The organism is Novosphingobium sp., assembly GCF_965214355.1.
Classification (GTDB): domain Bacteria; phylum Pseudomonadota; class Alphaproteobacteria; order Sphingomonadales; family Sphingomonadaceae; genus Novosphingobium.
Genome location: NZ_CBDCBI010000002.1, coordinates 309,411 through 331,682, shown reverse-complemented (window position 1 = coordinate 331,682; position 22,272 = coordinate 309,411). Strand labels below are relative to the sequence as shown.

The window sequence follows — 22,272 nt, the reverse complement described above, 5'->3', positions numbered from 1 at the left end:
CGGTGGGTTCCGATTCGAAATGTCTAAGGAGTTCGCCCGTTGCTGTCACTATTGGTCACCACCCCCGGTCCGGGCTTTCAAGGGGTTGCGATGCTGGCCAGTGCCCTGCCGATGCTCGCTGACGCTGCGGCATCCGCGGTTGGCGCGCATGTCCCGCTGCGTTTCGAAAATCTCCATCTTTCGCCGATTGCGGTGGATTTGGGCTTTTTTACCATCAAATGGTACTCGCTGGCCTACCTCGTCGGCATCCTGTTCGCCTATTGGCACCTGACTCGCGAGCTGCGCCTGCCCGGTGCGCCAATGGCCCAGCGCCATGCCGAAGACCTGTTTTTCTACGCCACGCTCGGCGTGATCTTCGGCGGCCGGCTCGGCTATGCGCTGTTCTACGATCGTGACCTGCTGACCCATCCGCTCGACCTTCTGAAACTGTGGCAAGGCGGCATGAGCTTTCACGGCGGCCTGATCGGCACGACGCTGGCGATCGCCTATGTCGCCTGGCGCGGCCGGCTCGATTTCATCCGTGTGTGCGATTACATCGCGCCCTGCGTGTGCGTCGGGCTATTTTTGGGCCGCTGCGCCAATTTCGTGAATGGCGAGCTGTGGGGCCGCGCCACCGATGCCGCGCTGCCCTGGGTCATGGTGTTCCCCGGCGGCGGCGCCGTGGCGCGCCACCCCAGCCAGCTTTACGAGGCCGGGCTCGAAGGCCTGCTGCTCGGCTCCGTCCTGATCGCGCTGTTCTGGACGACTCAGGCACGCTGGCGCCAGGGCCTGCTGATGGGCACTTTCGCCACCGGCTACGGCATGGCCCGCTTCATCGTCGAATATTTCCGCGAACCCGATGCGCAGCTGGAAAACTTTGCCCACGCCACCGGCCTGTCGATGGGCCAGTGGCTGACCCTGCCGATGATCGCCATCGGCCTGGCCCTGATCATCCGCGCCCTGCGACGGCCGCCTCTGGCCGTGGCGGTGCAGTCTTTGCCGGCATGATGAGCCTTTGCCAAAGGCGTCAACTTGAAGCGAAATATAACAATTTCCGCTTGGGTGTTTTGGGCACAGGGCAGGTTGCGTCAGCGCCAGCAACCGTAAATCCAGCATGACCCCCAAAGACCGCTTCACCCGCCTGATCGCCACAACCGGCCCGATCAGCGTCGCGCAATACATGGCCGAATCCAACGCGCGCTATTACGACAGCCGCGACCCCCTGGGCAGTGCCGGCGATTTCATCACCGCCCCCGAAATCAGCCAGATGTTCGGCGAGCTGATCGGCCTGTGGCTCGCCGATATGTGGGACCGCGCCGGCCGCCCGGCCCACGTCCACTACGTCGAACTCGGCCCCGGGCGCGGAACACTCGCCCGCGATGCACTCGGCGCGGCACGGCGTTTCGGCCTGACGCCAGACGTCCATTTCGTCGAAGCCAGCAGCGCGCTTGCCGCCCTCCAGCGCGGAACTATCCCGGACGCGACCTGGCACGCCGACCTGTCCACCATCCCCGATGACGCCCCCCTGCTGATCGTCGCCAACGAATTTCTCGACGCGCTCGCCATACGCCAGATCGTGCGCACGCCATCGGGCTGGCGCGAACGCATGGTCGGGCTCGATGGCGACAATCTGGTCCCCATGGCCGGCGATCGCCCGATGGACGCTGCCGTGCCCGCCGCCTTCGCCGACGCGCCGCCCGGCACCATCCTTGAGGCGTGCCCCGCCGCCGCCGCGATCACCGCCGAACTCGGCCGCCGGCTTTGCGTACAAGGCGGCGCCGCACTGGTCATCGACTACGGCCGCGCGCAGATGGCCAGCGGCAGCACGTTGCAGGCCCTGCGCGCGCACAACCCGGTTGATCCGTTCGCCCACCCCGGCGAAGCAGACCTGACGGCGCACGTCGATTTTTCCGTGCTGCCCGAAATCGCGCAGGCGCAAGGCGCGCGCTGGCTGGGCACGGTCGAACAGGGCGCGTTCCTCACGGCGCTGGGCCTGGCCGCCCGCACCCAGGCGCTATGCCGCGCCGCGCCCGCAAAATCGGCCGCGATCGAGGCCGCCGCACACCGCCTGGCCGCGCCGGAGGAGATGGGCGCACTGTTCCAGGTCATGGGCCTGTGCGCGCCCGGCTGGCCCCCCGGCGCCGGGTTTTGAACCCGGGCAACGCCCGATCGGACCGATCCTTAACGTCCGATGACCCTTTTTGGCTGCACCAAAATGGCTGTTGGCAAATTGGGTTATTTATGGCTATCAGGCCCGATAATGTGGGGACTGCGGACCGGATGCACGATCGTGCCATCGCCATCCAGGCCCCCGCAGAGACCACGGTAAACCCCCGATAAGGGGCACGAAAGTAAGAAAATGCAACCGCATTCGCCCGGGCAAATGCGGCATCAGGCAAGGACTTTCAATGGCTGAGCTGCTTAAGGCTGAAGGGGGGAGCATCACCCCGACAGATGTGTCTAATGATGGCGTCAGGCGGCGCGATTTCATCAATATTGCCGCGGTCAGCTTTGCCGGTGTCGGCGCGATCGCCGTCCTCGTCCCGCTGATTTCGCAGATGAGCGCATCAGCCGACGTGCTGGCCGAAAGCTCGACCGAAGTCGATATCTCGGCGATTGCAGCGGGCATGGCGATCGTGACGATTTTCCGCAAACAGCCGGTGTTCGTGCGCAATCTGACGCCGAAGGAAATTGCCGAGGCCGATGCGGTCAACCCGTCGACGCTGCGCGATCCGGCGACGCTGGAACAGCGCACCAAACCGGGCAAGACCAATTGGCTGATCACGATGGGCGTGTGTACCCATCTCGGCTGCGTCCCGCTTGGCGCACGCGCGGGTGAAGTCAAAGGCGAATATGGCGGCTACTTCTGCCCCTGCCACGGCTCGGTCTACGACACCGCAGCCCGCATCCGCAAAGGCCCGGCACCGAAGAATCTCGAGGTGCCGCCTTATGTTTTCAATTCCGACACTGTCGTGAAGATCGGCTGAGGATATCTGGCCATGAGCTTCCCCTGGGCAAAACATTACAAGCCGTCGCATCCGCTGATGGTCTGGTTCGACGAAAAGCTGCCTTTGCCGCGGTTCGTCTACAACGCGGTCGGGCCGGGCTTTCCGGTGCCGCGCAATCTCAACTATGCGTGGAATTTCGGCGTGCTCGCCGGGTTCTGCCTGATGCTGCAGATCGTCACCGGGGTCGTCCTGGCGATGCATTATGCGGCGAACCAGCTGGTCGCGTTCGACAGCGTCGAACATATCATGCGCGATGTGAACTGGGGCTGGATGCTGCGTTATGCGCACGCCAACGGCGCGTCTGCCTTCTTCGTGGTGATCTACATCCACATTTTCCGCGGCTTTTTCTATTCGTCGTACAAGGCGCCGCGCGAAATGATCTGGCTGCTGGGCGTCACCATCTTTCTGCTGATGATGGCGACGGCGTTCATGGGCTACGTGCTGCCGTGGGGCCAGATGAGCTTCTGGGGTGCAAAGGTCATCACCGGGCTGTTTTCGGCCATTCCGCTGATCGGCACGCCGCTGCAACAGTGGCTGCTGGGCGGATTCGCGCCGGATAACGCCGCGCTGAACCGGTTCTTTTCGCTGCACTTCCTGCTGCCGTTCGTGATCGCCGCCTTTGTGATCCTGCACATCTGGGCGCTGCACATCCCGGGCTCGTCGAACCCGACCGGGATCGAAGTGAAGACCGAATCCGATACGGTGCCGTTCCACCCGTATTACACCGCGAAGGACGGTTTCGGGCTGGGCGTGTTCCTCACGCTGTATTGCCTGATGCTGTTCTTCTTTCCGAACGCGCTCGGCCATCCGGACAACTATATCCCGGCCAACCCGCTCTCGACGCCCGCACACATCGTGCCCGAATGGTATTTCTGGCCGTTCTACGCGATCCTGCGCGCGTTTACGTCGGACTTCTTTTTCATCCCGGCAAAGCTCATGGGCGTGCTCGCGATGTTCTCGGCGATCCTGGTGTGGTTCTTCCTGCCCTGGCTGGATACCTCGCCGGTGCGTTCGGGCCATTATCGTCCGCTGTTCCGCGTGTTCTTCTGGATCCTGCTCGTCGACGTCCTGGTCCTGGGATATTGCGGCGGGTCGCCGGCCGAAACAAAATACGTGCTGATCTCGCAGATCGCAGCGACGTATTACTTTCTCCATTTCCTTGTCATCCTGCCGATCGTTTCGTCGATCGAGAAGCCACGGCCGCTGCCGTTCTCGATCACTGAATCCGTGCTCGGCCCAGATGCACCAGGCCATGTACCAGCCCATGCACTAGCCGCCGCCTGAGCGGACCGAAGAACACGAAAGCGAGTTTTCCCGTCATGGTCCGCATCTTTGGCCCCCTGGTTGGCCTTTTCTTCGCCGCCGCTCTGCTCTGGTCGTTCGCAATCGGCGCGATCGGACAGATCCGCGAGCCCGATCCCTCGACTGCGGTCAAGGAATTCCACCTTGCCCCCAAGGAAGACATCGCGTTCAGCTTTGACGGTCCGTTCGGAAAGTTCGACAAGCAGCAGCTGCAGCGCGGCTTTCAGGTCTACAAGGAAGTGTGCAGCAACTGCCACGCGATGAAGCAGATCGCCTTCCGCAATCTGGTCGACCTGGGCTATTCCGAAGCGCAAGTGAAAACGATCGCAAAGGACTGGCAGACCAAGGCCAAGACATTCGATCCCAAGACCGGTGACGCCGGCGAACGCGTCAACACGCCCGCCGACCATATCCCGCCGGTGTACTACGCCGGCACCGGCAACCCGCCGGACCTGTCGCTGATCACCAAGGCCCGTCACGGTGGGGCGAACTATGTCGAATCGCTGCTGACCGGCTACACCGACCAGCCCGCCGAATTGCTGAAGAAATTCCCCGATTCAAAAACGCCCGACGGCCTGTACTACAACCCGTACTTCGCGAACCTCAACATCGCGATGCCCCCGCCGCTGACCACGGCCGGCCAGGTGACGTACTCCGACGGCACCAAGTCGACCGTCCCCCAGATGGCCACCGACGTCGCCGCCTTCCTGGCCTGGACCGCCGAACCCAAGATGGAAAAACGCAAGCAGACCGGCTGGGCCGTCGTCCTGTTCCTGATCGCCGCCACGGGCCTGGCCTACCTGTCCAAACGCCAGGTGTGGGCCGACCTGCACTAAACGCGGGGCCGCACCCAAAATGACAAAAGGCCACCGGCAACGGTGGCCTTTTTCATATGCGCCCCAACCGCAAGATTGACGAAACCCGCCCAACCATGCCAAAGCATCGGCCAGGACGCGGGTATAGCTTAGTGGTAAAGCCCTAGCCTTCCAAGCTAGTGATGCGGGTTCGATTCCCGCTACCCGCTCCATGTTCAGCGCCCAACCAATCGGCTGTGATCGCGCCGCTATGCCCCTCGGGCGCCAGCGCGGCGCGCAGGGCCTCCAACAATGGCGGCAGCGCCTGCGTGAAAGCATAGGGAGGGTTGACGAAAAAAAGACCCGCGCCGTTATAGATGCCGGGCTGGTGGTCATCGTACAACCAATGCTCCACCGTCAGCAATTTCGGGATGCCGATCTTGCGCAACTGCGCCTTCCACTGCCAATGCGCGGCGCGGTCTTTCAGCGGATACCAGATCACCGTCACACCGTGCGCCCATTTGCGGCAAGCCGCAGCGAGCGTGGCTGTAATCCGTTCGCGCTCGTCGGTCTGCTCATACGGCGGATCGACCACCACCACCCCGCGCGCAGTGCGCGGCGGCACCATCGCCAGCCACAGCTCATAGGCATCGCGCTCATGCACGGCCGCCGATGTGCCACGCATTGTACCGCGCAGGGCATGAACATCCTCGGGATGTTTTTCGTTGAGGACCAGAAAATCCTGCGGCCGCAGCAGCTGCGCCAAAATCTGCGGCGAACCTGGATAAAGCCGTACCTCGCCCCCAACATTCACCGCCTGCACTGCGGCGCGATATTCGTCCAGCAACGGGTTCGGATCGGCCAACACCCGCATCACGCCCTGCGAGGACTCGCCGGTGCGCTGGGCCTCATCGCCATAAAGGTCGTAAAGCCCACACCCGGCATGGGTGTCGATCAGCGTCAGCGCGCCCTGCTTGTGCTGCAAGGCCCGCACGAGCGCGATCAGCAGGCTGTGCTTCACGACATCGGCGCTGTTGCCGGCATGAAAGGAATGACGATAATTCATTGCCGGTGCTCGTATAGTGTCGCGCGGCAACCTTCAAAACACTTCTGTGCAAGGGCGAGGCGACAGAAGACCAGAACCGCACATCCATTTAATTTGCAGCCGCCCGCCACCAACCCGCTGGCCGCGCGTTTCCCTGTCATGTCCGACACCATAGAAACCCTGCGCGCGAAAATGGACGCAGCCGTCCAGGCCCTCGATTTCGAGGAGGCGGGCCGATGCCGCGACAGGATCAACCTTATGCGCGGGGGTGCGTCGCCGGACGAGGCGGCGGGGGCTGATCTGGCCGGGCTGGAGCGGCAGAGGCCCGGCGCGATGGGGTTGGGGACGAACAAGGGCGGGGTGGCGCCGGCGCCTGGGTGGACCTTGCCGGTGAAGCCGGATCCCATGGTGGCCAACCGGTCGCGGCGGAGCGGGAAGCCCCGGTGATGGGGGACGCGCGGGCGGCGGCGTTGGCGTTGCTGGGGCAGCGGGCGGCGGGGGCGACGATTTGTCCCAGTGAGGTTGCCCGGGCGGTCGCGGTAGACGGCGCCTGGCGCGACAGCATGCCGGCGGTTCATTCGGCGGTGGACGACCTGGTTGCCGACGGCGTGATCAATCTGAGCTGGAAGGGCCAACATCTGTCAAAGCGCAGCGGGCCTTATCGCGTCAGATTGCGCACCAATGGCTGAGGGGTATTGCGGCAACCCCGTGCGTCAGGGCGCGTTTGGCGCGTGCGCGGTACCAGATGCGACCAGCAACGACGACAGCGCCACGACGATCTGGGCAGGGGCAAAGGGCTTTGTGATGAACAGGCTGTTGGGCACGCCTTGCGATGCCCATTGGTGGCCGCTGGCGCCGCTGACATAGACCACCGGCAATTCGCCGGCTTGTTCGCGGGCGGTTCGCGCAAGGGCCCACCCATCGATGCCCTCGCCCAGGTTTATATCGGTCACCATACCGCGGATATCCGCGCTGTGTTCGGCGAACAACTGCGTGCCTTGCGCGCCATCATCAGCGGTCAGGACGGAAAAACCGGCATCTTCCAAAGCACCGACAACCACTTCGCGGATCAGGAACTCGTCCTCGATCACAAGTATCAGCGGTTTTGCGGGGCTATCCGGAATGTCGTCATGCATGCAAATGGCCTTCTCGACTGATCGCCAAATATACGGCACCATTCGCGTCGATGTACAAGTGCTTCGCGTGCCCGATTGTTCCGGTTAAACAGTAACTTTTGTATAAGTCTCCATGTCAAACGGTGCAAGCGCCCCGCAGACCCGGTTCCGCCCGCTCGCCTTGGCCAGATACAGCGCCTGATCCGCGGCCTCGACCAGCGCGTCTGCGGTAGCGGGCGCGCCGCTGTCCAGCGATGCCAGCCCCACGCTGATCGTGACGCAGTTGCCCAGCGGGGTGCTGGTGGCGATGCACGCGGCCTTTACCGCCGCGACGAGGTCCTGCGCGACATGGTTGGCGCCGGTGATGTCGGTGGCGGGCAGCAGGATGGCGAATTCTTCGCCGCCATACCGGGTGACCAGGTCGGCCTCACGCGAGACGCCGTCGGCCAGGATGCGGGCGATTGCGACAAGGCAGCGGTCGCCGGCGGGGTGGCCTTGCGCATCGTTGAGCATCTTGAAGTGATCGACATCCACCATCAGCAGCGACAGCGCGGCGCCCGAGCGTTGCGCGACTTCGAAATGCGATCGCAGCGCCAGGTCGAAACGGCGCCGATTGGCAAGACCCGTCAGGCCGTCGAGCAGCGACAGTTGTTCGAGGTGGGCCTGCGCGATTTTCAGGCCTTCCTGCACGCGGATATAGCGGCTTTGCATCATCGCACCGCGCAGCGCAGATAGCGTGATCGCGATCAGGATGGCGCCGATGCCGATCCACACGCGCTGGTGCGTGACCGCGAGGCCCAGGCCCAGCACAAGCGCTGTAAAGAACGCCGGGCCGACGCTGTCGATGATCAGCGCAACAATCGTGCGATCGGTGTTCTGCGCCTCGACCGGCGGCAGGGTGCGCGATTGGGCCCACAGGATCAGGAACGGGATATCGATCAGCGCATCCTGCGCGCCGGGGTGAGAGGCGAACACGTGGTTGTAGATCGTGATGATCGTTTCAAACAGCACCAGAAACAGGATCAGCCGTTTGTCGAACACGTGGCGCCGGCAGTTGTGCGACCGGCCGATCAGGCGCGCGAGCGCGGCAATCACCAGCGCGCCGTTGACCAGATCGTATGTCCGTACCAGCGTGTCGGCGCGGATCGGCTGGGCCGCGTCGTTGGTGAACGGCAGGATATTGAAGAACAGGATATAGCTGAGCAGCGTCGCCAGCATCGCCATGGCCAGGTCGAACCCGAAGAACCAGCTGCCGGCAACCTCGTCTTCCGACCAGATGACCGCCGAGGTCAGCGTGATATATTGGAAGATCAGCAGGAAATCGGAAAAATTGACAGTATCGTACGACAGTTTTTCGACGCGGAACGCCCACAGGCACGCCACGGTGTCGAGCGCGGTCAGGACCATGGCGAACATCAGATAGGCCCAGCCCGGGCGGGCGCGCGCGTCGCTCTTGCGCGCCATGACCAGGCAATAGCTGGCCGCAAGCATTTCGGCGCCGATCTGGAAGGGCGCGGAAACGACATCGGCCCATGGGCCCGACATACCTGTAACGACGGCATGGACGGAAATAAACGCAACGATGAACAAGGCGCTTTTAAGCACCGCAGCGTTACCGATCGAGGCTTTCCATCTGTCCATTGCATCCCGGTTCAACGGCGTGATAGTATACGTTAGCCTAAAAAAGCTAATAGGACATTGCACGATGCAACGGCGTTGCGTCGGTTTGGCCGCCGGGTGCGATGGTTTACGGCCGGATGTCTTCGCTCGTATCAAATTGTCGCGCGTACTGCGTTTCCGGGACGAACTGCCGACCGTGGAGCATAGGTTAACACTTGTTTTACCCGGACCAATTAAATTCCCTGCCATACAACAGACTGGCCGTCACGTGCCACCAAGGGGACATCGCATGAAACTGATCAATCGCATCCTGAAAGATGACGCCGGTGCGACGGCGATCGAATACGGCCTGATGGCAGCTTTGATCAGCGTGGCGGCAATCACCGCGATGGGTTCGCTGGGCAATTCGCTGTCGAACACGTTCTCGTACGTTTCGGGCCAGATGACCAATGCGCAGGCCGGCAAGCTGTAACGACTGCTGCATCGTCCGATATTCCCGAAAAGGGGGCGGGGCAACCTGCCCCCTTTTTCTTTGGCAGCGCCCTGGCGCGATTTGCGTGGCCAGCCGCACCAACTGGCTTCGCCATGCCGACAACGGACAGGTGCCCGATCAGGTCTGCCATAACAGTGCGTATTGGGCTGATGGCGCGCGTTACGCAGTTGCACGCATGGCGTCATGTGCGATTCGTTTGCCAAGCGGGGCCAAACGACAATGGCGACCGATTGATGACCTTCGTCCAGCATCGGGACAGCTTTATGGTCCATTTACCAGCAGGCACCGCCGTTTGCGCCGAAATACGCGCGATAATCGTGATTCATTGCGCCGGCTTTAACGGGTGATTTACGACTTTTGCCTAGAGACGGTCTTGCCACTCCGGGGACATGAGCGGCATCTTTAGGGGAATAACCATGACACTGATCAATCGCATCCTGAAAGACGAAGCCGGCGCAACTGCAATCGAATACGGCCTGATCGCCGCTCTGATCGCTGTCGCTGCAATCACGGCTATGGGTTCGCTGGGCAACTCGCTCTCGAACACGTTCTCGTACGTTTCGGGTCAGATGACCAACGCTCAGGCCGGCAAGCTCTAAGAGCTAGCCGATCGAGACGAATTAAGGGGGGCAGGGAAACCTGCCCCCCTTTTTCGTTTGTAATGAGAAGGGCCACACACCTTCGAAACAATCGCTTACTTTTGGCAGCGTCGGCAGAAAAACGTCGATCGCCCGCCCTGAACCATGCGCTGAACCGTGCCGCCGCACGCGCATGGCTCGCCCTCGCGGCCATAAACGCGCCAGTCTTTCGCAAAATAGCCGAGCTCGCCATCGGGCCTGGCATAATCGCGCAAGGTCGATCCGCCCGCCTCGATCGCCTCGGTCAGGACATTGCGGATTTCGGGCACAAGCCGCGTCAGCGCCGCGCGCGACACCGCGCCCGCCGGCTTGGCCGGATCGATATGCGCACGGTGCAACGCTTCGCACACATAGATATTGCCCAGGCCCGCCACGATCCGCTGATCGAGCAGCAGCAATTTGATAGCCGCGATGCGCGATTCGAACGCGCGCGCCAGATGCGCCACGGTCAGGCCGGGGCCCAGCGGTTCGGGACCGAGCACCGCAAACGACGGCCAGGCGTCCAGCAGCGCGCTATCGACCAGATCGACCGACCCGAATCGCCGCGCATCGTTCAGCGCCAGCACATGGCCCCTGGCCGTTTCGAGCACCAGATGATCGTGTTTGCCGATTTCGCCCGGATCGATGCGCCACCGGCCCGACATTCCCAGGTGAAACACCATCGTCTGCGCGCGATCGGTATGGAGCAGGCCATATTTTGCGCGCCGCCCCAGCGTATCGATCCGCGCGCCGGTCATCGCCTGCACCAGATCGACCGGAAACGGCCGGCGCAGATCGGGGCGATGGACCGCCACGCGCACCAGGCGGTCGCCGGCGAGCACGGCCGCCAGGCCCCGGACAGTGGTTTCGACTTCAGGCAGTTCAGGCATCGCAATCCCTGTGATGAGGAGCGCCCTCTTAACCCCAATTCGCCGATTGGCGAATTTGGAAACAAATACTAAAGCCCATGGATGACACACAGCGATATTCACGGCGACGCGCCGGGCGAAACCGCCTCCTTCGGATACGACGACATTCCAGCGGCCGATAAAGTCGCGCGCGTGGGCGCGATTTTTTCCAACGTTGCCAGGCGCTACGACGTGATGAACGACGCCATGTCGGGCGGGATGCACCGCCTGTGGAAAGACCGCTTCGTCGCGCGCGTCCGGCCGCAGCAGGGCGAAGCGATCCTCGACATGGCCGGCGGCACCGGCGACATCGCGTTCCGCATGGCCAAACGCGGCGCGCATGTCACCGTGTCCGACATCAACCAGGACATGCTGGACGTCGGGATCGAACGCGCCGAAAAGCGCGCAATCAGCGGGCTCGACTGGTCATGCCAGAATGCCGAAATGCTCGATTTTGCCGATCGCCGCTTCGATGCCTATACGATCGCGTTCGGCATCCGCAATGTCACGCATATCGATCGCGCCCTGGCCGAAGCGCACCGCGTGCTGAAATTCGGCGGACGGTTTTTCTGCCTGGAATTTTCGACCACGCAGTGGCCCGGTTTTGCACAAGTCTATGATGCCTATTCGCACCATGTCGTGCCGCAAATCGGCAAGGTGATCGCCGATGACGCCGATTCGTACCGCTATCTGGTCGAATCGATCCGCCGCTTTCCGCCAATGCCCGCCTTTGCCGCAATGATCCGCGAGGCTGGATTCGTGCGCGTCAAAGTCGAACCGATCCTGGGCGGCCTGGTTGCGATCCATTCCGGCTGGAAGGTTTAAACCCTTCACCGTGACGCTGTCAGATCTCGTCCATATCCGCCGCCTGCTGGGCTGGGGCCGGATCCTTGCCCGCCATGGCGCGCTGCGCGGTATCGAGCGCGACCGGAACACGCCTGCGCCCGTGCGGCGGCTGTGCCGGATTGCGCGGCTGGGCACGGTCCAGCCCAAACAGCCCGATTATGCCGGTGCGTTCCGCGCGATCGGCCCCGCGGCGATCAAGCTGGGCCAGACGCTGGCCACACGGCCCGACATCGTTGGGGACGTGGCCGCGCGCAACCTGCTGAGTTTGCAGGACCAGTTGCCGCCGGTGGAATTTTCCGCGATCCGCCGCGAAATCGAAGCGAGCTTTGAAGTCCCGCTCGAAACGCTGTTTGCCACTTTCGATCCAGAACCGGTCGGCGCCGCGTCGATCGCGCAAGTTCACCGCGCCACCACGATCGATGGCCGCGATGTCGCGGTCAAGGTGCTGCGCCCCGGGGTGCGTGAAAAATTCAACGCCGATATCGCGACTTACGAATGGGCGGCCGCGCATCTCGAAGCACTCGGTGGTGAAACCCGCCGCCTGCGCCCGCGCATGGTCATCGCCAACTTGCGCCGCTGGACCTTGCGCGAGCTCGATTTCCGGCGCGAAGCCGCCTCCGCCTCCGAACTCGCCGACGTCATGCACGCCTTCCCCGGGTACCGCGTGCCGTCAATCGACTGGGACCGCACCAATGGCCGGGTGATGACGCTCGATTGGGTCCAGGGCGTCAAGATCAGCGATGTCGCCGCGCTCGACGCTGCCGGCCACGATCGCCAGGACCTGGCCAGACGGCTGGTCCTCGCTTTCCTGACCCAGGCGATCAGTGGCGGATATTTTCATGCCGACATGCACCAGGGCAACCTGTTCGTCGCCGCCGACGGCACGATCGTCGCGATCGATTTCGGCATCATGGGCCGCATCGACCGTCGCGCACGGCAGTGGCTTGCGGAAATTCTCTACGGCCTGACCACCGGCAATTACAAGCGCGTCGCCGAAATCCATTTCGAAGCGCAATACGTGCCAAGCTACCACTCGGTCGACGAATTCGCGACTGCCCTGCGCGCTGTCGGCGAACCGATGCGCGGCAAACCGGTGAGCGAACTGTCGGTCGGCCAGATGCTGGAAAGCCTGTTTGCGATCACCCGCGATTTCGACATGGCGACACAGCCACACTTGCTGTTGCTGCAGAAAACCATGGTCATGGTCGAAGGCATCGCGACACAACTCGATCCCGCGATCAACATGTGGGACACCGCCGCGCCATTCGTGCGCAGCTGGATCCGCGACGAACTGGGCCCCGAAGCCGCTATCGCCGACCGCCTGCGCGAAGACGGCGCGACACTGCTGCGCATCCCCGACCTGGTCCGGCGGATCGAGGATCGCTTCCCCGCCAAAGGCGGCGCGCCCGAGGCACCGCCTTTGCCCGATATTTCGCTGATGTGGGACAAACGCGAGCGTTCCCCGGAGCGTGGGTGGTTTGGCACGCTGGTCACGCATGCGGCCGCCGCCGGGGCGGGCGCGGGGATTTATGGGCTGGGGCTGGCTTCGGGCTGGTGGGGTTGAAGGGCCTCCGGCGGGCAAGGGCCATCGCCCTTGCATCCCGTTACTGTCTTGACCTGCGGTTTGTAACCTTGCCTTTTTTTAGCCCCTCCCCGCGGGACTACGAGATTCAAGCACTGCGCATGCCTTCGAACATCTATCCAAATTCGATAAGCCATTTCTCTCGTCATTCCCGCGGAGGCGGGAATGCAGACTGGGCGCCACGCACAAACCTCACCACTTTGCGCCCAGTCTGCATTCCCGCCTGCGCGGGAATGACGGACACGATACGATGCGTGCATGGCGGTCCCGCCACCGGCATCGTAATCCCCCACCCAACTCTCCCCCTTCAGGGGGAGCGCTTTTTGAATGGGCCGGCGGGAACCCATTGAATGCCCCCCATCGCAACACCCCTGCGCCTGCCCAAACGCCATTTCAACGCGCTCGATTTCTCACGACTGCTTGCCGCATGCGCAGTGCTGTTCTGGCATTACCAGCATTTCTTCGTGCCGCCGGTCACATTCGAATTCCATGTGCGGCGCTCGATTTCACCGTTCTATGCGCAGATCGCGTGGCTCTATGATTATGGCCATGTCGCGGTCGAATACTTCTGGGCCGTGTCGGGATTCGTCTTTGCGCATGTCTATCTTGCCGATACGAAGGGGCGCGGGCGGTTCTGGCTGGCCCGGCTGGCGCGGTTGTGGCCGCTGCATCTGCTGACATTGGTGATCGTGGCGGTGCTGCAGGGGGTTTATGCCCGCACGCACGGCATGGCATTCATCTATAACCATCAGGATCTGCGCCATTTCCTGCTCAACCTGGAGATGGCGCAATACTGGGGCATCCAGGACAACCAGTCGTACAATGGCCCGACGTGGTCGCTATCGACCGAAATGGTCGCCTATATCGCGTTCTGGCTGTTGTTGCCCGCGCTGCGACGCGTGCCACTGGGGCTGGCCATGCCGGTGGCGGCCGCGATGTTCGTGCTGATCTTCGACAATGTCCTGCCGCCCAACGCGCCGCCGCAGGCTTTGGCGGCAAAGCTTGTTCCGGTGGCCAATTGCGTCGGCTATTTCTTTGCGGGTGCAGCGTTGTATGGCGCCGTGCTGCGGGGGTGGCTGTCCATTCGCGGGCTGATCGTGCTGTCGCCGGTGCTGGGGCTGTCTGCGTGGTGGCTGTCGGGGGTCAAGGTTCACGGGCACGACGCCGCGATCCTGCTCGGCACATTTGCGGCGCTGTGTGCCGCGCTGGCGATCGACCTGAGCGATCCGCACGACCGGTTGCGGCTGGGGCGCAAGCTGGGCGATGCGTCGTATGGCATCTACCTGTGGCATTTTCCACTGCAGCTGGCGATCGTGCTGGCGGTCGATGCAGTGTGGCACACGCGCCATGTGTTTCGCGAGCCGGTGGTGCTGGTGGGGTTCATCGTCCTGGCCATCGGCGCGGGGTTTGCCTCGCATCGCTGGATCGAGCGGCCGGCGCAGCGCATGGTGTTGCGCTGGGCTGAGCGGATGAAGCACGAGCCCTGACGCCAGAATGGCAGCTGCCCGCCGCCGTTTATAAACCCTCGGTCAGCTCCGCAATGCGATGGTGCGGCAGGAAACGCCAGCCGGCGAGCAGCAGCACGACTTCGACCAGTTCGACCGCCATCGGCGCCGGCCAGCCCGGATAGGCACCCGTGATCACCAGGTCGAACGCACGCGATGCGAACGCAACCGCAAACAACAACAGCGGCACCAGCATCAGATCGGCATTGCGGCGCCATGCGCCCCACATCATCGCGGCCCCGGCCACACCGAAAAACGCGGTAAAATCGGCGCGCAACGTCGAAATGCCCGCCGCTGCGATCGGCACGACGCCCAGGCTCTGCGCGATCGAAAGCGGGTTGAACAGGAATGATGCGGCGACGAACAGATCGAACAGGCCGATCATGAAAATCAGGGCAGTCAGGGCCAAGCGCATCGCGGGTTTCCGTTTCGGTTTCGGGCGGGGGGTGCAAAGGGATTGCGCCAGTCGCCGCGCCAATGCAAGAAGCAGCCATGTTGCCATCCTCCACGCGCATCCTGTTGGTCATCGGCGGCGGCATCGCGGCCTACAAGGCGGCAGAGCTCATCCGTCTGATCCGGCGCGACGGCGGCGATGTGACATGCGTGCTGACCGAAGGCGGATCACATTTCGTCACCCCGCTGACGCTGGCCGCGCTGAGCGAGAACGCGGTGCACACCACGCTGTGGGATCTGAAAAACGAAGTCGAGATGGGCCACATCCAGCTGTCGCGCCAGGCCGACCTGGTCGTGGTGTGTCCGGCGACGGCCGACCTGATGGCGCGGATGGCGGCGGGCATGGCCGACGATCTGGCGACGACACTGTTGCTTGCCACCGACAAGCCGGTCCTGGCAGTGCCGGCGATGAACGTGCGGATGTGGCAGCACGCCGCAACCGTCGCCAATGTCGCGACGTTGCGCGCGCGCGGTGTCTCGGTGATGGAGCCCGCCGAGGGCGCGATGGCCTGCGGCGAATTCGGCCCGGGCCGCCTGCCCGAACCGCTGGCGATCCTGGACGCGATACGCGCGCACCTGTCTGCACCGCAGGTGTTGGCGGGCAAGCATGTGCTGGTTACGGCCGGGCCGACGCACGAGCCGATCGACCCGGTGCGCTATATCGCCAACCGGTCGAGTGGAAAGCAGGGCTTTGCGCTGGCGGCTGCGGCCGCGCAGGCGGGCGCGCGGGTCACGCTGGTCGCCGGCCCGGTCGCGCTGCCCACACCGCCGGGGGTGATGCGTATCGACGTCGAAACCGCGGTAGACATGGGCCATGCAGTCGATGCCGCGCTACCCTGTGACGTTGCAATCATGGTCGCCGCCGTGGCAGACTGGCGCGTCGCCGGCGCATCGCCGCAAAAGCGCAAGAAGGATGGCAGCGGACGTATCGCGCCACTCGAACTGATTGAAAATCCCGATATTCTTGCAGGTCTTGGCGCGGCAGTCATGCGCCCGCGCCTGCTCATCGGGTTCGCCGCCGAAACCGAAAACGTGATCGACCATGCCCGGGCCAAACGCGCGCGCAAGGGCGCCGACTGGATCATCGCCAACGATGTGTCGGGCGATGTGATGGGCGGCGCAGACAACACCGTTCATATCATCTCCGCGGCAGGCACCGAAAGCCTGCCGCGCATGGCCAAGGCGGACGTTGCCACGGCCATCATTGCAAAGGTTGCCGATGCACTCGCCTGAAACCGTCCCCGTCATGGTGCGCCGCCTGCCCGGCAACGCCGATCTGCCGCTGCCCGATTACGCAACCCACGGCGCGGCAGGCATGGATGTGGTCGCGGCCGAAGACGCCGCGATCGCGCCGGGCATGCGCCACGCGGTGGCCACGGGCCTCGCGCTGGCAATCCCGCCCGGGTTCGAAATCCAGGTGCGCCCGCGATCGGGGCTCGCGCTCAAACACGGGATCACCGTGCCCAACACCCCGGGCACGATCGACAGCGACTATCGCGGCGAGCTGAAAGTGATCCTGATCAATCTGGGCGATACGACCTTCGTCGTCCAGCGCGGCGACCGGATCGCGCAGCTGGTGCTGGCGCCGGTGACACGCGCGTCGTGGCTGGAAGTCGACGAACTGGATGACACCGTGCGCGGCATCGGCGGGTTTGGCTCGACGGGCCAGTAAAGCCTCCCCGGGACGGGGAGGTGGCAGCCCGCAGGGCTGACGGAGGGGCGTCTCGGCTGGGCGTGACGCTGCAGGCGCGTTGCCGCAACGTTTGCGCCATGAGGCACGGCCCCTCCACCACAGCTTCGCGTGGTCCCCCTCCCCGTTCCGGGGAGGATTTTTTACTTCTTCTTTTCAGGCGCGATCGAAATGCGCACGGTTTCGCCCGAATGGCCGGGGAACCCTGCAAACAGTGCCTCGACCAGGTTGGGCACGACATAAGCCAGCCGGTTCGACGGCGACACCGCCTGCGCCTTGCCTTCGAACACGCGCTGTCCATCGCTGCGACGCTTGATCACGATATCGGCGCCGCTGGTATACACCGTCGTCACATCGACATCGTTGAACCACGGATCGTACAGGCCGTAACCCCAGCCGCGCCCGTAGAAACCGCCACCAAACCCGCCGCCATAGCCCCAGCCGCGCCCGTATCCGCGACCGTATCCGCGCCAGGGGCCCCAGAACGGATCGGGGCCGAACATGCTGATGCGGTCGCGACCCTTGTCGACACCATAATCGAATTCGACCACGAGGTCCGATGTCGCCGGATCACCCGCGACATAGCCCAGCTTGCGCAACTGGTCGCCGACCAGGCTGGCGTATTGCCCGAATTCGAGGCCCCCGGCGTTGCGCGGATTTTCGGCGACGACGGCAAAAGTCTGACCCTGCGGCGCGGGCAATTCGCGGTGAAAGCGCGAGACATTGGCATTGAACGGTTCCGCGCAGCCCGACAGGCCGGTGGCGACGAGCGCCAGCGGCATGGCGATCGCTGCGATCGACCGAAACGGAAACCGGTGCTTGCTACCCATGTCTTACCACTCCCGATCGGCCTTGCGGCGCCGTGACCACGGTTAAACGCGGACGGTACTGCAGACCCTTTGCATTTGATAACGAAAGCCAATTTGCCCCAGCTTTGCCCGCTTGACCAGCCCCTGTGATACCCGGGGCAGGCGAATTACGCAGACGTCACCAGGCCCAGCGCCGCATAGGCTGCCTCAAGCGTCGGCCGCGACAGCACACGGGCCTTTTGCGCACCCCGCGCCAGGATCGCATCGAGCGCGGACCTGTCCGCACGCAATTCGCGATACCGCGCGCCGATCGGCGCCAGCCGGTCGACCAGCAGATCGCCCAGCGCGGGCTTGAACGCGCCGAACCCCTGCCCGCCGAATTCCGCCAGCACCGACGCGACATCGCGCCCGGACATCACCGCGTAGATGCCCACCAGATTGCGCGCTTCTGCCCTGTCGGCAAGGCCGGCGGCTTCGCCGGGCAACGGCTCGGGATCGGTGCGCGCCTTTTTCACCTTCTGCATGATCGTGTCGGCATCATCGGTCAGGTTGATGCGGCTCTGGTCCGACGGGTCGGATTTGCTCATCTTGGCGCTGCCATCGCGCAGCGACATGATCCGCGCGGCCTCCGGCGGGATGATCGGATCGGGCAGGGTAAACACCGGCGCGTCTTCGCTGGCGAAATCGTTGTTGAATTTCTGCGCAATGTCGCGTGCCAGTTCCAGATGCTGTTTCTGGTCCTCGCCCACCGGCACATGCGTCGCCTGATACAACAGCACATCGGCGGCCTGGAGCACCGGATAGGTATACAGCGCGACCGAGGCGCCTTCGCGGTTCTTGCCCGCCTTGTCCTTCCACTGCGTCATGCGGTTCAGCCAGCCGGTGCGCGCGGTGCCATTCAGCAGCCACTGCAATTCGGCGTGCGCCGGCACTTGCGCCTGATTGAACAGCACCGAGCGATCGGGATCGATGCCGCAAGCCACCAGCGCAGCAACCATGTCGCGCGTGCTGGCGGACAGATCGGCCGGGACATGCGGCATGGAAATGGCATGCAGATCGGCCAGGAAATACAGACACGTCGCGCCCTTGGCAGTCCATTCGTCCTGCATCGCCACCCAGTTGCGGATCGCGCCCAGGTAATTGCCGAGGTGAAGATCGCCGGTCGGCTGAATGCCCGAAACAATACGCATCGAAATCACACTCCTCTGGCCGGGCGGCGGCGGCGCACCAACATGGCGATATCATCGCGCGAAAACGCACCCATCACCACCGTGGCCAGCCCATAGACCAGCATGCCGCCGGTCACCAGCGCGCCCAGCGCCGCAAACCGCATCATCCACGAGCCATGGACATACGGCACGATCAGCAATTGGCCGCGCCACAGCACCGCGCCCATCACCAGCGCGGCCAGCACCAGCCGGGGCGCGCGCCGACGCAAGCGCCGGTCGGCGATGAAATCCCCGCGCCGCACCAGCCGGCGGTACAGCAGTGCCACATTGACCGTCGACGCGATCGCGGTCGCCAGCGGCGGCCCGACATGGTGCAACGGCACGATCAGCACCAGATTGCCCACCAGATTGACCGCCATCGAGATCAGCGCATAGCGCACCGGCGTGCGCGTATCCTGCCGCGCGTAAAACCCCGGCGTCAGCACTTTGACCAGGATATAGCTGGGCAATCCGATCGAAAACGCGCCCAGCGCCTGCGCGGTGAAATGCGTATCGGTGGCGGTAAACCGGCCATAGCCGAACAGCGCCGCCGCGATCGGTTCGCCGCACACCACCAGCGCGGCAGTGGCGGGCAATGTCAGCAGCAACGCCAGTTCCATACCGCGATTTTGCGTATCGAGCGCGGCCAGATCCTCGCCCTTGCCCAATTGCCGCGAAATCGTCGGCAGCAGGACCGTGCCCAACCCGATGCCGATCAGCCCGAGCGGCAGCTGGTTCAGCCGGTCGGCCATGTAGATATACGTGACCGAGCCATGCGGCAGCAGCGACGCCGCCAGCGCGGTCGAGATGACCAGATTGATCTGCGCGGCGCCCGCACCCGCCGCCGCCGGCAGGATCAGCGCCATCAGGCGTTTGACCGCAGGATTCAGCTGCGGCCAGCGCAGCCGCAGATTGACCCCGTTCTGCCGGCACGACCAGCCCAGCCACGCCAGTTGCAGCGCCCCCGACACCGATACTGCAATCGCCTGGTTGCGCGCGGTCGCCATCGGATCATGATCGTGAAACACCACCAGCGCACCGATCAGCGTAACGTTGAGCAGGATCGGCGCCGCGGCATTGACCCAGAATTTGTGCAGCGAATTGAGTATCCCGCCGAATAGCGACACCAGGCTGATCAGCATCAGATAGGGGATCGTCATCCGCGACAACGACACCGCAAAATTGAAATCCTGCGCCGAAACGCCATGGAACTTGCCCGACAGCAGCAACGTCACCGGCCACGCAAACACTTCCAGCAGCACCGTCATGCCGATCAGCACGGGCAGCAGCACCGCCAGCGCCTGTTCGGCAAAGACCAGCCCGTCGGCCAGTCCGCGCCCCTTTTCATCGCCGACCTTCTGGTTGAACATGGGAATGAACGCCGAAGCAAACGCGCCTTCGGCAAACAGCGCGCGAAACATGTTGGGCAGGCGGAATGCGACCAGAAACGCGTCCGACGCAAAACTGGCGCCGACATAGCGCGCAAACAGGCTGTCGCGCACCAGCCCGAGCACGCGGCTGATCAGCGTCAATCCGCCGATGGTCCCGGTGGCTTTGAGCAGGTTCATCGGGAGTGGGATGCCTCCGGCGGCCAAGGGCTATTGCCCTTGGATCCCGTTACTGGCTTGACCTGGAGACCGACCTTGCGTTTGCGCCCCGCCGCGAAGCGGCAGTCGTCAAAGCCGCTTTGCAGCGGGAGCGCGCAGGCCAAGTAGCGCGAATCCAAAAATCCCGGGATCCAAGGGCAATGGCCCTCGGCCGCCGGAGGCCCTTTTTGCCGCAGATGGCGGGACCCGGCAATGATCCGGGCCCCATCCACGATCAGGCTTCGCCCATCGGGTTGGCGACCGAGGCTTCGGCCTGCTGCTGCAATTGCGCGAAGTACAACCCGTTGAAATCGATCGGTTCGAGCATCAGCGGCGCAAACCCGGCATCGCGCACGGCATCGGCGATCACCCGGCGGGCAAACGGAAACAGCATGCGCGGCGCTTCGGCAAACAGGAACGGATGCGCCTGATCATCGGGGATATTGCGCATCGCGACCAGGCCGCCGAATGCCAGCTCGACGATATAGGCGGTGCCCTGCGCGGCTTTGGCGACGGCTTTGATCTTCAGTTCGACTTCGTGAACATCGGGGCCGACGTTGCGCGCGGCGATGTTGAAATCGATCGACATTTCAGGGGCATCAGGCCACTGGAAGCTTTCGGGCGCGTTGGGATTTTCGACCGAAAGGTCTTTCACATACTGCGAAATGAACCCGATCGCGGGGCTGGTGTCTTCACCATTCGGGGCCGGCTGGTCGAAATTGAGGTTGCTGATGATGTTGCCTTCGTCGGCCATGGATCGTGCTTTCGTCGTAGCTGCTCTCTGACCGGCGCGCCTAGCACCTGCGCCGGGGATCGGCAACCACCCGGCGGGTTAACCCAATGCGGCGCGCGCCAGCTTTTTTGCCTCGGAAATGCAACAAAGCTCCGTCCATCGGTTGTTCATTTGTAAATCGTATCTATCTCGGGCACACTGTGTTTCGAATGTTTCGGCAGGCGCGCGATTCTTCGCGAGTTTGCCGCCCCCCGTACCGAAACGGGTGCAGAAGCGGGAATTGGCGCGTGATTGTTGAAATTGTCATCCTGGCGATGATCGCTGTGTTTCTGGTCCTCCGGCTTTACGCCGTTCTCGGCCGTCGCTCGCAAGACAGCGATGAGCCGCTGCGCCGCCGGCTTGAACAAGCCGACCCGCAGGCAACGCCGCGTCCGATGCCGACAAAGCTGGCGGACAAGACGCCGCTTGCGCCGCGCGCGTCAGCTCCCGCGCCCGAACCCACCGGATTCGACGCCGGTGCCGAAACCGGCATCCGCGCGATCATCTCGGCCGATCGCCGGTTCGACGTCACGCTCTTTCTGACCGGCGCCAAGGCCGCCTATGGCATGGTGCTCGACACGTACTGGCGCGGCGACAAGGACGCGCTGGCCCAATTGTGCGAACGCGCGGTCTATGAAGGTTTCGCCGCCGCGATCGATGTGCGCAGCGAAGCGGGCGATGCGATCGATGCACGCCTGATCCGCATCAACGACGCGCGCATCGTTTCGGCCGATTACGAAACACCCGTTGCACGCATCCAGGTGCGTTTCGTTGCCGACATCGCCTCGGTCACGCGCAATGGCGACGGCCTGGTCGTCGCCGGATCGCTGAACGATGCGATCGAAAGCCGCGATCTGTGGACCTTTACCCGCGATCTGACTTCGCGCGATCCCGACTGGCAGCTCGACGAAGCCGACCAGGGCTGAACCCCTGATCCGGA

Annotated in this window: 24 protein-coding genes and 1 tRNA gene; 16 read left to right on the top strand and 9 right to left on the bottom strand. The window is 63.7% G+C overall.

Translation table 11 applies throughout. From position 1 onward, the window contains the following. Positions 1–90: 90 nt before the first annotated feature. The 6 genes from lgt (at position 91) to ACOOE2_RS02130 (ending at position 5,316) form a co-directional block, all read left to right on the top strand. Positions 91–987: a prolipoprotein diacylglyceryl transferase gene (gene lgt, locus ACOOE2_RS02155; RefSeq protein WP_420381381.1), complete on the top strand. Its 897-nt coding sequence runs from the start codon at positions 91–93 to the stop codon at positions 985–987. A 106-nt stretch (positions 988–1,093) separates the two neighbouring features. Next, complete coding sequence (locus ACOOE2_RS02150; RefSeq protein ID WP_420381380.1) at positions 1,094–2,131, top strand: class I SAM-dependent methyltransferase; 1,038 nt, start codon at positions 1,094–1,096, stop codon at positions 2,129–2,131. Positions 2,132–2,387: 256 nt separating this feature from the next. Then, a complete protein-coding gene (petA, locus tag ACOOE2_RS02145; RefSeq protein WP_420381379.1) occupies positions 2,388–2,966 on the top strand; it encodes a ubiquinol-cytochrome c reductase iron-sulfur subunit in 579 nt (192 codons plus the stop codon). 12 nt (positions 2,967–2,978) lie between these two features. Next, positions 2,979–4,271, top strand: coding sequence for a cytochrome b (locus tag ACOOE2_RS02140; protein WP_420381378.1), 1,293 nt, complete (start codon positions 2,979–2,981; stop codon positions 4,269–4,271). Between the two features lie 35 nt (positions 4,272–4,306). Next, complete coding sequence (locus tag ACOOE2_RS02135) at positions 4,307–5,125, top strand: cytochrome c1 (RefSeq protein WP_420381377.1); 819 nt, start codon at positions 4,307–4,309, stop codon at positions 5,123–5,125. A 117-nt stretch (positions 5,126–5,242) separates the two neighbouring features. Next, positions 5,243–5,316 (top strand) — tRNA-Gly (locus tag ACOOE2_RS02130). Here ACOOE2_RS02130 and ACOOE2_RS02125 read toward each other — a convergent pair. Beyond that, positions 5,268–6,149 (bottom strand): 23S rRNA (adenine(2030)-N(6))-methyltransferase RlmJ, encoded by an 882-nt coding sequence (locus tag ACOOE2_RS02125; RefSeq protein ID WP_420384547.1) that lies wholly within the window; start codon positions 6,147–6,149, stop codon positions 5,268–5,270. The two genes, ACOOE2_RS02130 and ACOOE2_RS02125, sit on opposite strands and share 49 nt — an antisense overlap. Here ACOOE2_RS02125 and ACOOE2_RS02120 point away from each other — a divergent pair. Both ACOOE2_RS02120 and ACOOE2_RS02115 read left to right on the top strand, forming a co-directional pair. Continuing rightward, positions 6,126–6,575: a UvrB/UvrC motif-containing protein gene (locus tag ACOOE2_RS02120; RefSeq protein WP_420384546.1), complete on the top strand. Its 450-nt coding sequence runs from the start codon at positions 6,126–6,128 to the stop codon at positions 6,573–6,575. The genes ACOOE2_RS02125 and ACOOE2_RS02120 overlap by 24 nt on opposite strands. Further along, positions 6,575–6,817: a DUF3253 domain-containing protein gene (locus ACOOE2_RS02115; RefSeq protein WP_420384545.1), complete on the top strand. Its 243-nt coding sequence runs from the start codon at positions 6,575–6,577 to the stop codon at positions 6,815–6,817. Before ACOOE2_RS02120 ends, ACOOE2_RS02115 begins: the two co-directional genes overlap by 1 nt. A 24-nt stretch (positions 6,818–6,841) precedes the next feature. On the opposite strand, the gene ACOOE2_RS02110 is transcribed toward ACOOE2_RS02115, so the two are convergent. After that, the gene (locus tag ACOOE2_RS02110; protein WP_420381376.1) at positions 6,842–7,264 is read right to left on the bottom strand and encodes a response regulator transcription factor; all 423 of its coding nucleotides are present in this window, start codon (positions 7,262–7,264) and stop codon (positions 6,842–6,844) included. 84 nt (positions 7,265–7,348) lie between these two features. Further along, positions 7,349–8,884, bottom strand: a complete 1,536-nt coding sequence (locus ACOOE2_RS02105; RefSeq protein WP_420381375.1) for a GGDEF domain-containing protein — start codon at positions 8,882–8,884, stop codon at positions 7,349–7,351. Between the two features lie 268 nt (positions 8,885–9,152). On the opposite strand from ACOOE2_RS02105, the gene ACOOE2_RS02100 reads away from it, so the two are divergent. Together ACOOE2_RS02100 and ACOOE2_RS02095 are read left to right on the top strand one after the other, a co-directional pair. Further along, on the top strand, positions 9,153–9,335 hold the full coding sequence (locus ACOOE2_RS02100; RefSeq protein ID WP_420381374.1) for a Flp family type IVb pilin: 183 nt from the start codon (positions 9,153–9,155) through the stop codon (positions 9,333–9,335). Positions 9,336–9,772: 437 nt separating this feature from the next. Continuing rightward, entirely contained in the window at positions 9,773–9,955 is a 183-nt protein-coding gene (locus ACOOE2_RS02095; protein ID WP_420381373.1) for a Flp family type IVb pilin, read from the top strand. Positions 9,956–10,050: 95 nt separating this feature from the next. Here ACOOE2_RS02095 and mutM read toward each other — a convergent pair whose 3' ends face one another. Then, positions 10,051–10,863, bottom strand: coding sequence for a bifunctional DNA-formamidopyrimidine glycosylase/DNA-(apurinic or apyrimidinic site) lyase (gene mutM / locus ACOOE2_RS02090; protein WP_420381372.1), 813 nt, complete (start codon positions 10,861–10,863; stop codon positions 10,051–10,053). Positions 10,864–10,944: 81 nt separating this feature from the next. Here mutM and ACOOE2_RS02085 point away from each other — a divergent pair, with 81 nt between their 5' ends. The 3 genes from ACOOE2_RS02085 (at position 10,945) to ACOOE2_RS02075 (ending at position 14,796) form a co-directional block, all read left to right on the top strand. Then, positions 10,945–11,706, top strand: a complete 762-nt coding sequence (locus tag ACOOE2_RS02085; protein WP_420381371.1) for a class I SAM-dependent methyltransferase — start codon at positions 10,945–10,947, stop codon at positions 11,704–11,706. A 10-nt stretch (positions 11,707–11,716) separates the two neighbouring features. Beyond that, positions 11,717–13,291 (top strand): 2-polyprenylphenol 6-hydroxylase, encoded by a 1,575-nt coding sequence (gene ubiB, locus ACOOE2_RS02080; protein ID WP_420381370.1) that lies wholly within the window; start codon positions 11,717–11,719, stop codon positions 13,289–13,291. Positions 13,292–13,659: 368 nt separating this feature from the next. Then, positions 13,660–14,796 (top strand): acyltransferase family protein, encoded by a 1,137-nt coding sequence (locus ACOOE2_RS02075; RefSeq protein WP_420381369.1) that lies wholly within the window; start codon positions 13,660–13,662, stop codon positions 14,794–14,796. Between the two features lie 28 nt (positions 14,797–14,824). Here the strand turns inward: ACOOE2_RS02075 and ACOOE2_RS02070 are convergent, their stop codons facing one another. After that, positions 14,825–15,229 carry a hypothetical protein gene (locus ACOOE2_RS02070; RefSeq protein ID WP_420381368.1) on the bottom strand — a complete coding sequence of 135 codons (405 nt, stop codon included), beginning with the start codon at positions 15,227–15,229 and terminating at the stop codon, positions 14,825–14,827. Between the two features lie 77 nt (positions 15,230–15,306). On the opposite strand from ACOOE2_RS02070, the gene coaBC reads away from it, so the two are divergent. Both coaBC and dut read left to right on the top strand, forming a co-directional pair. Continuing rightward, the gene (coaBC, locus tag ACOOE2_RS02065; RefSeq protein WP_420381367.1) at positions 15,307–16,500 is read left to right on the top strand and encodes a bifunctional phosphopantothenoylcysteine decarboxylase/phosphopantothenate--cysteine ligase CoaBC; all 1,194 of its coding nucleotides are present in this window, start codon (positions 15,307–15,309) and stop codon (positions 16,498–16,500) included. Then, positions 16,487–16,939, top strand: coding sequence for a dUTP diphosphatase (gene dut / locus ACOOE2_RS02060; protein WP_420381366.1), 453 nt, complete (start codon positions 16,487–16,489; stop codon positions 16,937–16,939). The genes coaBC and dut overlap by 14 nt, the downstream gene beginning before the upstream one ends. A gap of 161 nt (positions 16,940–17,100) precedes the next feature. Here dut and ACOOE2_RS02055 read toward each other — a convergent pair whose 3' ends face one another. The 4 genes from ACOOE2_RS02055 to secB form a co-directional block, all read right to left on the bottom strand. Next, complete coding sequence (locus ACOOE2_RS02055; protein WP_420381365.1) at positions 17,101–17,787, bottom strand: DUF4136 domain-containing protein; 687 nt, start codon at positions 17,785–17,787, stop codon at positions 17,101–17,103. A 146-nt stretch (positions 17,788–17,933) separates the two neighbouring features. After that, positions 17,934–18,956 (bottom strand): tryptophan--tRNA ligase, encoded by a 1,023-nt coding sequence (gene trpS, locus ACOOE2_RS02050; RefSeq protein ID WP_420381364.1) that lies wholly within the window; start codon positions 18,954–18,956, stop codon positions 17,934–17,936. A gap of 5 nt (positions 18,957–18,961) precedes the next feature. Next, positions 18,962–20,542 carry a murein biosynthesis integral membrane protein MurJ gene (gene murJ / locus ACOOE2_RS02045; RefSeq protein ID WP_420381363.1) on the bottom strand — a complete coding sequence of 527 codons (1,581 nt, stop codon included), beginning with the start codon at positions 20,540–20,542 and terminating at the stop codon, positions 18,962–18,964. A 253-nt stretch (positions 20,543–20,795) separates the two neighbouring features. Beyond that, positions 20,796–21,314 carry a protein-export chaperone SecB gene (gene secB / locus ACOOE2_RS02040; protein WP_420381362.1) on the bottom strand — a complete coding sequence of 173 codons (519 nt, stop codon included), beginning with the start codon at positions 21,312–21,314 and terminating at the stop codon, positions 20,796–20,798. Between the two features lie 266 nt (positions 21,315–21,580). Between secB and ACOOE2_RS02035 the strand changes: the two genes are divergently transcribed. Continuing rightward, entirely contained in the window at positions 21,581–22,258 is a 678-nt protein-coding gene (locus ACOOE2_RS02035) for a Tim44/TimA family putative adaptor protein (RefSeq protein WP_420381361.1), read from the top strand. Positions 22,259–22,272 lie beyond the last annotated feature (14 nt).

Coding starts and splice junctions, on each gene's coding strand:
- lgt (WP_420381381.1), top strand. CDS start 91: ATGCTGGCCAGTGCCCTGCCGATGCTCGCTGACGCTGCGGCATCCGCG.
- ACOOE2_RS02150 (WP_420381380.1), top strand. CDS start 1,094: ATGACCCCCAAAGACCGCTTCACCCGCCTGATCGCCACAACCGGCCCG.
- petA (WP_420381379.1), top strand. CDS start 2,388: ATGGCTGAGCTGCTTAAGGCTGAAGGGGGGAGCATCACCCCGACAGAT.
- ACOOE2_RS02140 (WP_420381378.1), top strand. CDS start 2,979: ATGAGCTTCCCCTGGGCAAAACATTACAAGCCGTCGCATCCGCTGATG.
- ACOOE2_RS02135 (WP_420381377.1), top strand. CDS start 4,307: ATGGTCCGCATCTTTGGCCCCCTGGTTGGCCTTTTCTTCGCCGCCGCT.
- ACOOE2_RS02120 (WP_420384546.1), top strand. CDS start 6,126: ATGAAAGGAATGACGATAATTCATTGCCGGTGCTCGTATAGTGTCGCG.
- ACOOE2_RS02125 (WP_420384547.1), bottom strand. CDS start 6,149: ATGAATTATCGTCATTCCTTTCATGCCGGCAACAGCGCCGATGTCGTG.
- ACOOE2_RS02115 (WP_420384545.1), top strand. CDS start 6,575: ATGGGGGACGCGCGGGCGGCGGCGTTGGCGTTGCTGGGGCAGCGGGCG.
- ACOOE2_RS02110 (WP_420381376.1), bottom strand. CDS start 7,264: ATGCATGACGACATTCCGGATAGCCCCGCAAAACCGCTGATACTTGTG.
- ACOOE2_RS02105 (WP_420381375.1), bottom strand. CDS start 8,884: ATGGACAGATGGAAAGCCTCGATCGGTAACGCTGCGGTGCTTAAAAGC.
- ACOOE2_RS02100 (WP_420381374.1), top strand. CDS start 9,153: ATGAAACTGATCAATCGCATCCTGAAAGATGACGCCGGTGCGACGGCG.
- ACOOE2_RS02095 (WP_420381373.1), top strand. CDS start 9,773: ATGACACTGATCAATCGCATCCTGAAAGACGAAGCCGGCGCAACTGCA.
- mutM (WP_420381372.1), bottom strand. CDS start 10,863: ATGCCTGAACTGCCTGAAGTCGAAACCACTGTCCGGGGCCTGGCGGCC.
- ACOOE2_RS02085 (WP_420381371.1), top strand. CDS start 10,945: ATGACACACAGCGATATTCACGGCGACGCGCCGGGCGAAACCGCCTCC.
- ACOOE2_RS02075 (WP_420381369.1), top strand. CDS start 13,660: ATGCCCCCCATCGCAACACCCCTGCGCCTGCCCAAACGCCATTTCAAC.
- ACOOE2_RS02070 (WP_420381368.1), bottom strand. CDS start 15,229: ATGCGCTTGGCCCTGACTGCCCTGATTTTCATGATCGGCCTGTTCGAT.
- coaBC (WP_420381367.1), top strand. CDS start 15,307: ATGTTGCCATCCTCCACGCGCATCCTGTTGGTCATCGGCGGCGGCATC.
- dut (WP_420381366.1), top strand. CDS start 16,487: ATGCACTCGCCTGAAACCGTCCCCGTCATGGTGCGCCGCCTGCCCGGC.
- ACOOE2_RS02055 (WP_420381365.1), bottom strand. CDS start 17,787: ATGGGTAGCAAGCACCGGTTTCCGTTTCGGTCGATCGCAGCGATCGCC.
- trpS (WP_420381364.1), bottom strand. CDS start 18,956: ATGCGTATTGTTTCGGGCATTCAGCCGACCGGCGATCTTCACCTCGGC.
- murJ (WP_420381363.1), bottom strand. CDS start 20,542: ATGAACCTGCTCAAAGCCACCGGGACCATCGGCGGATTGACGCTGATC.
- secB (WP_420381362.1), bottom strand. CDS start 21,314: ATGGCCGACGAAGGCAACATCATCAGCAACCTCAATTTCGACCAGCCG.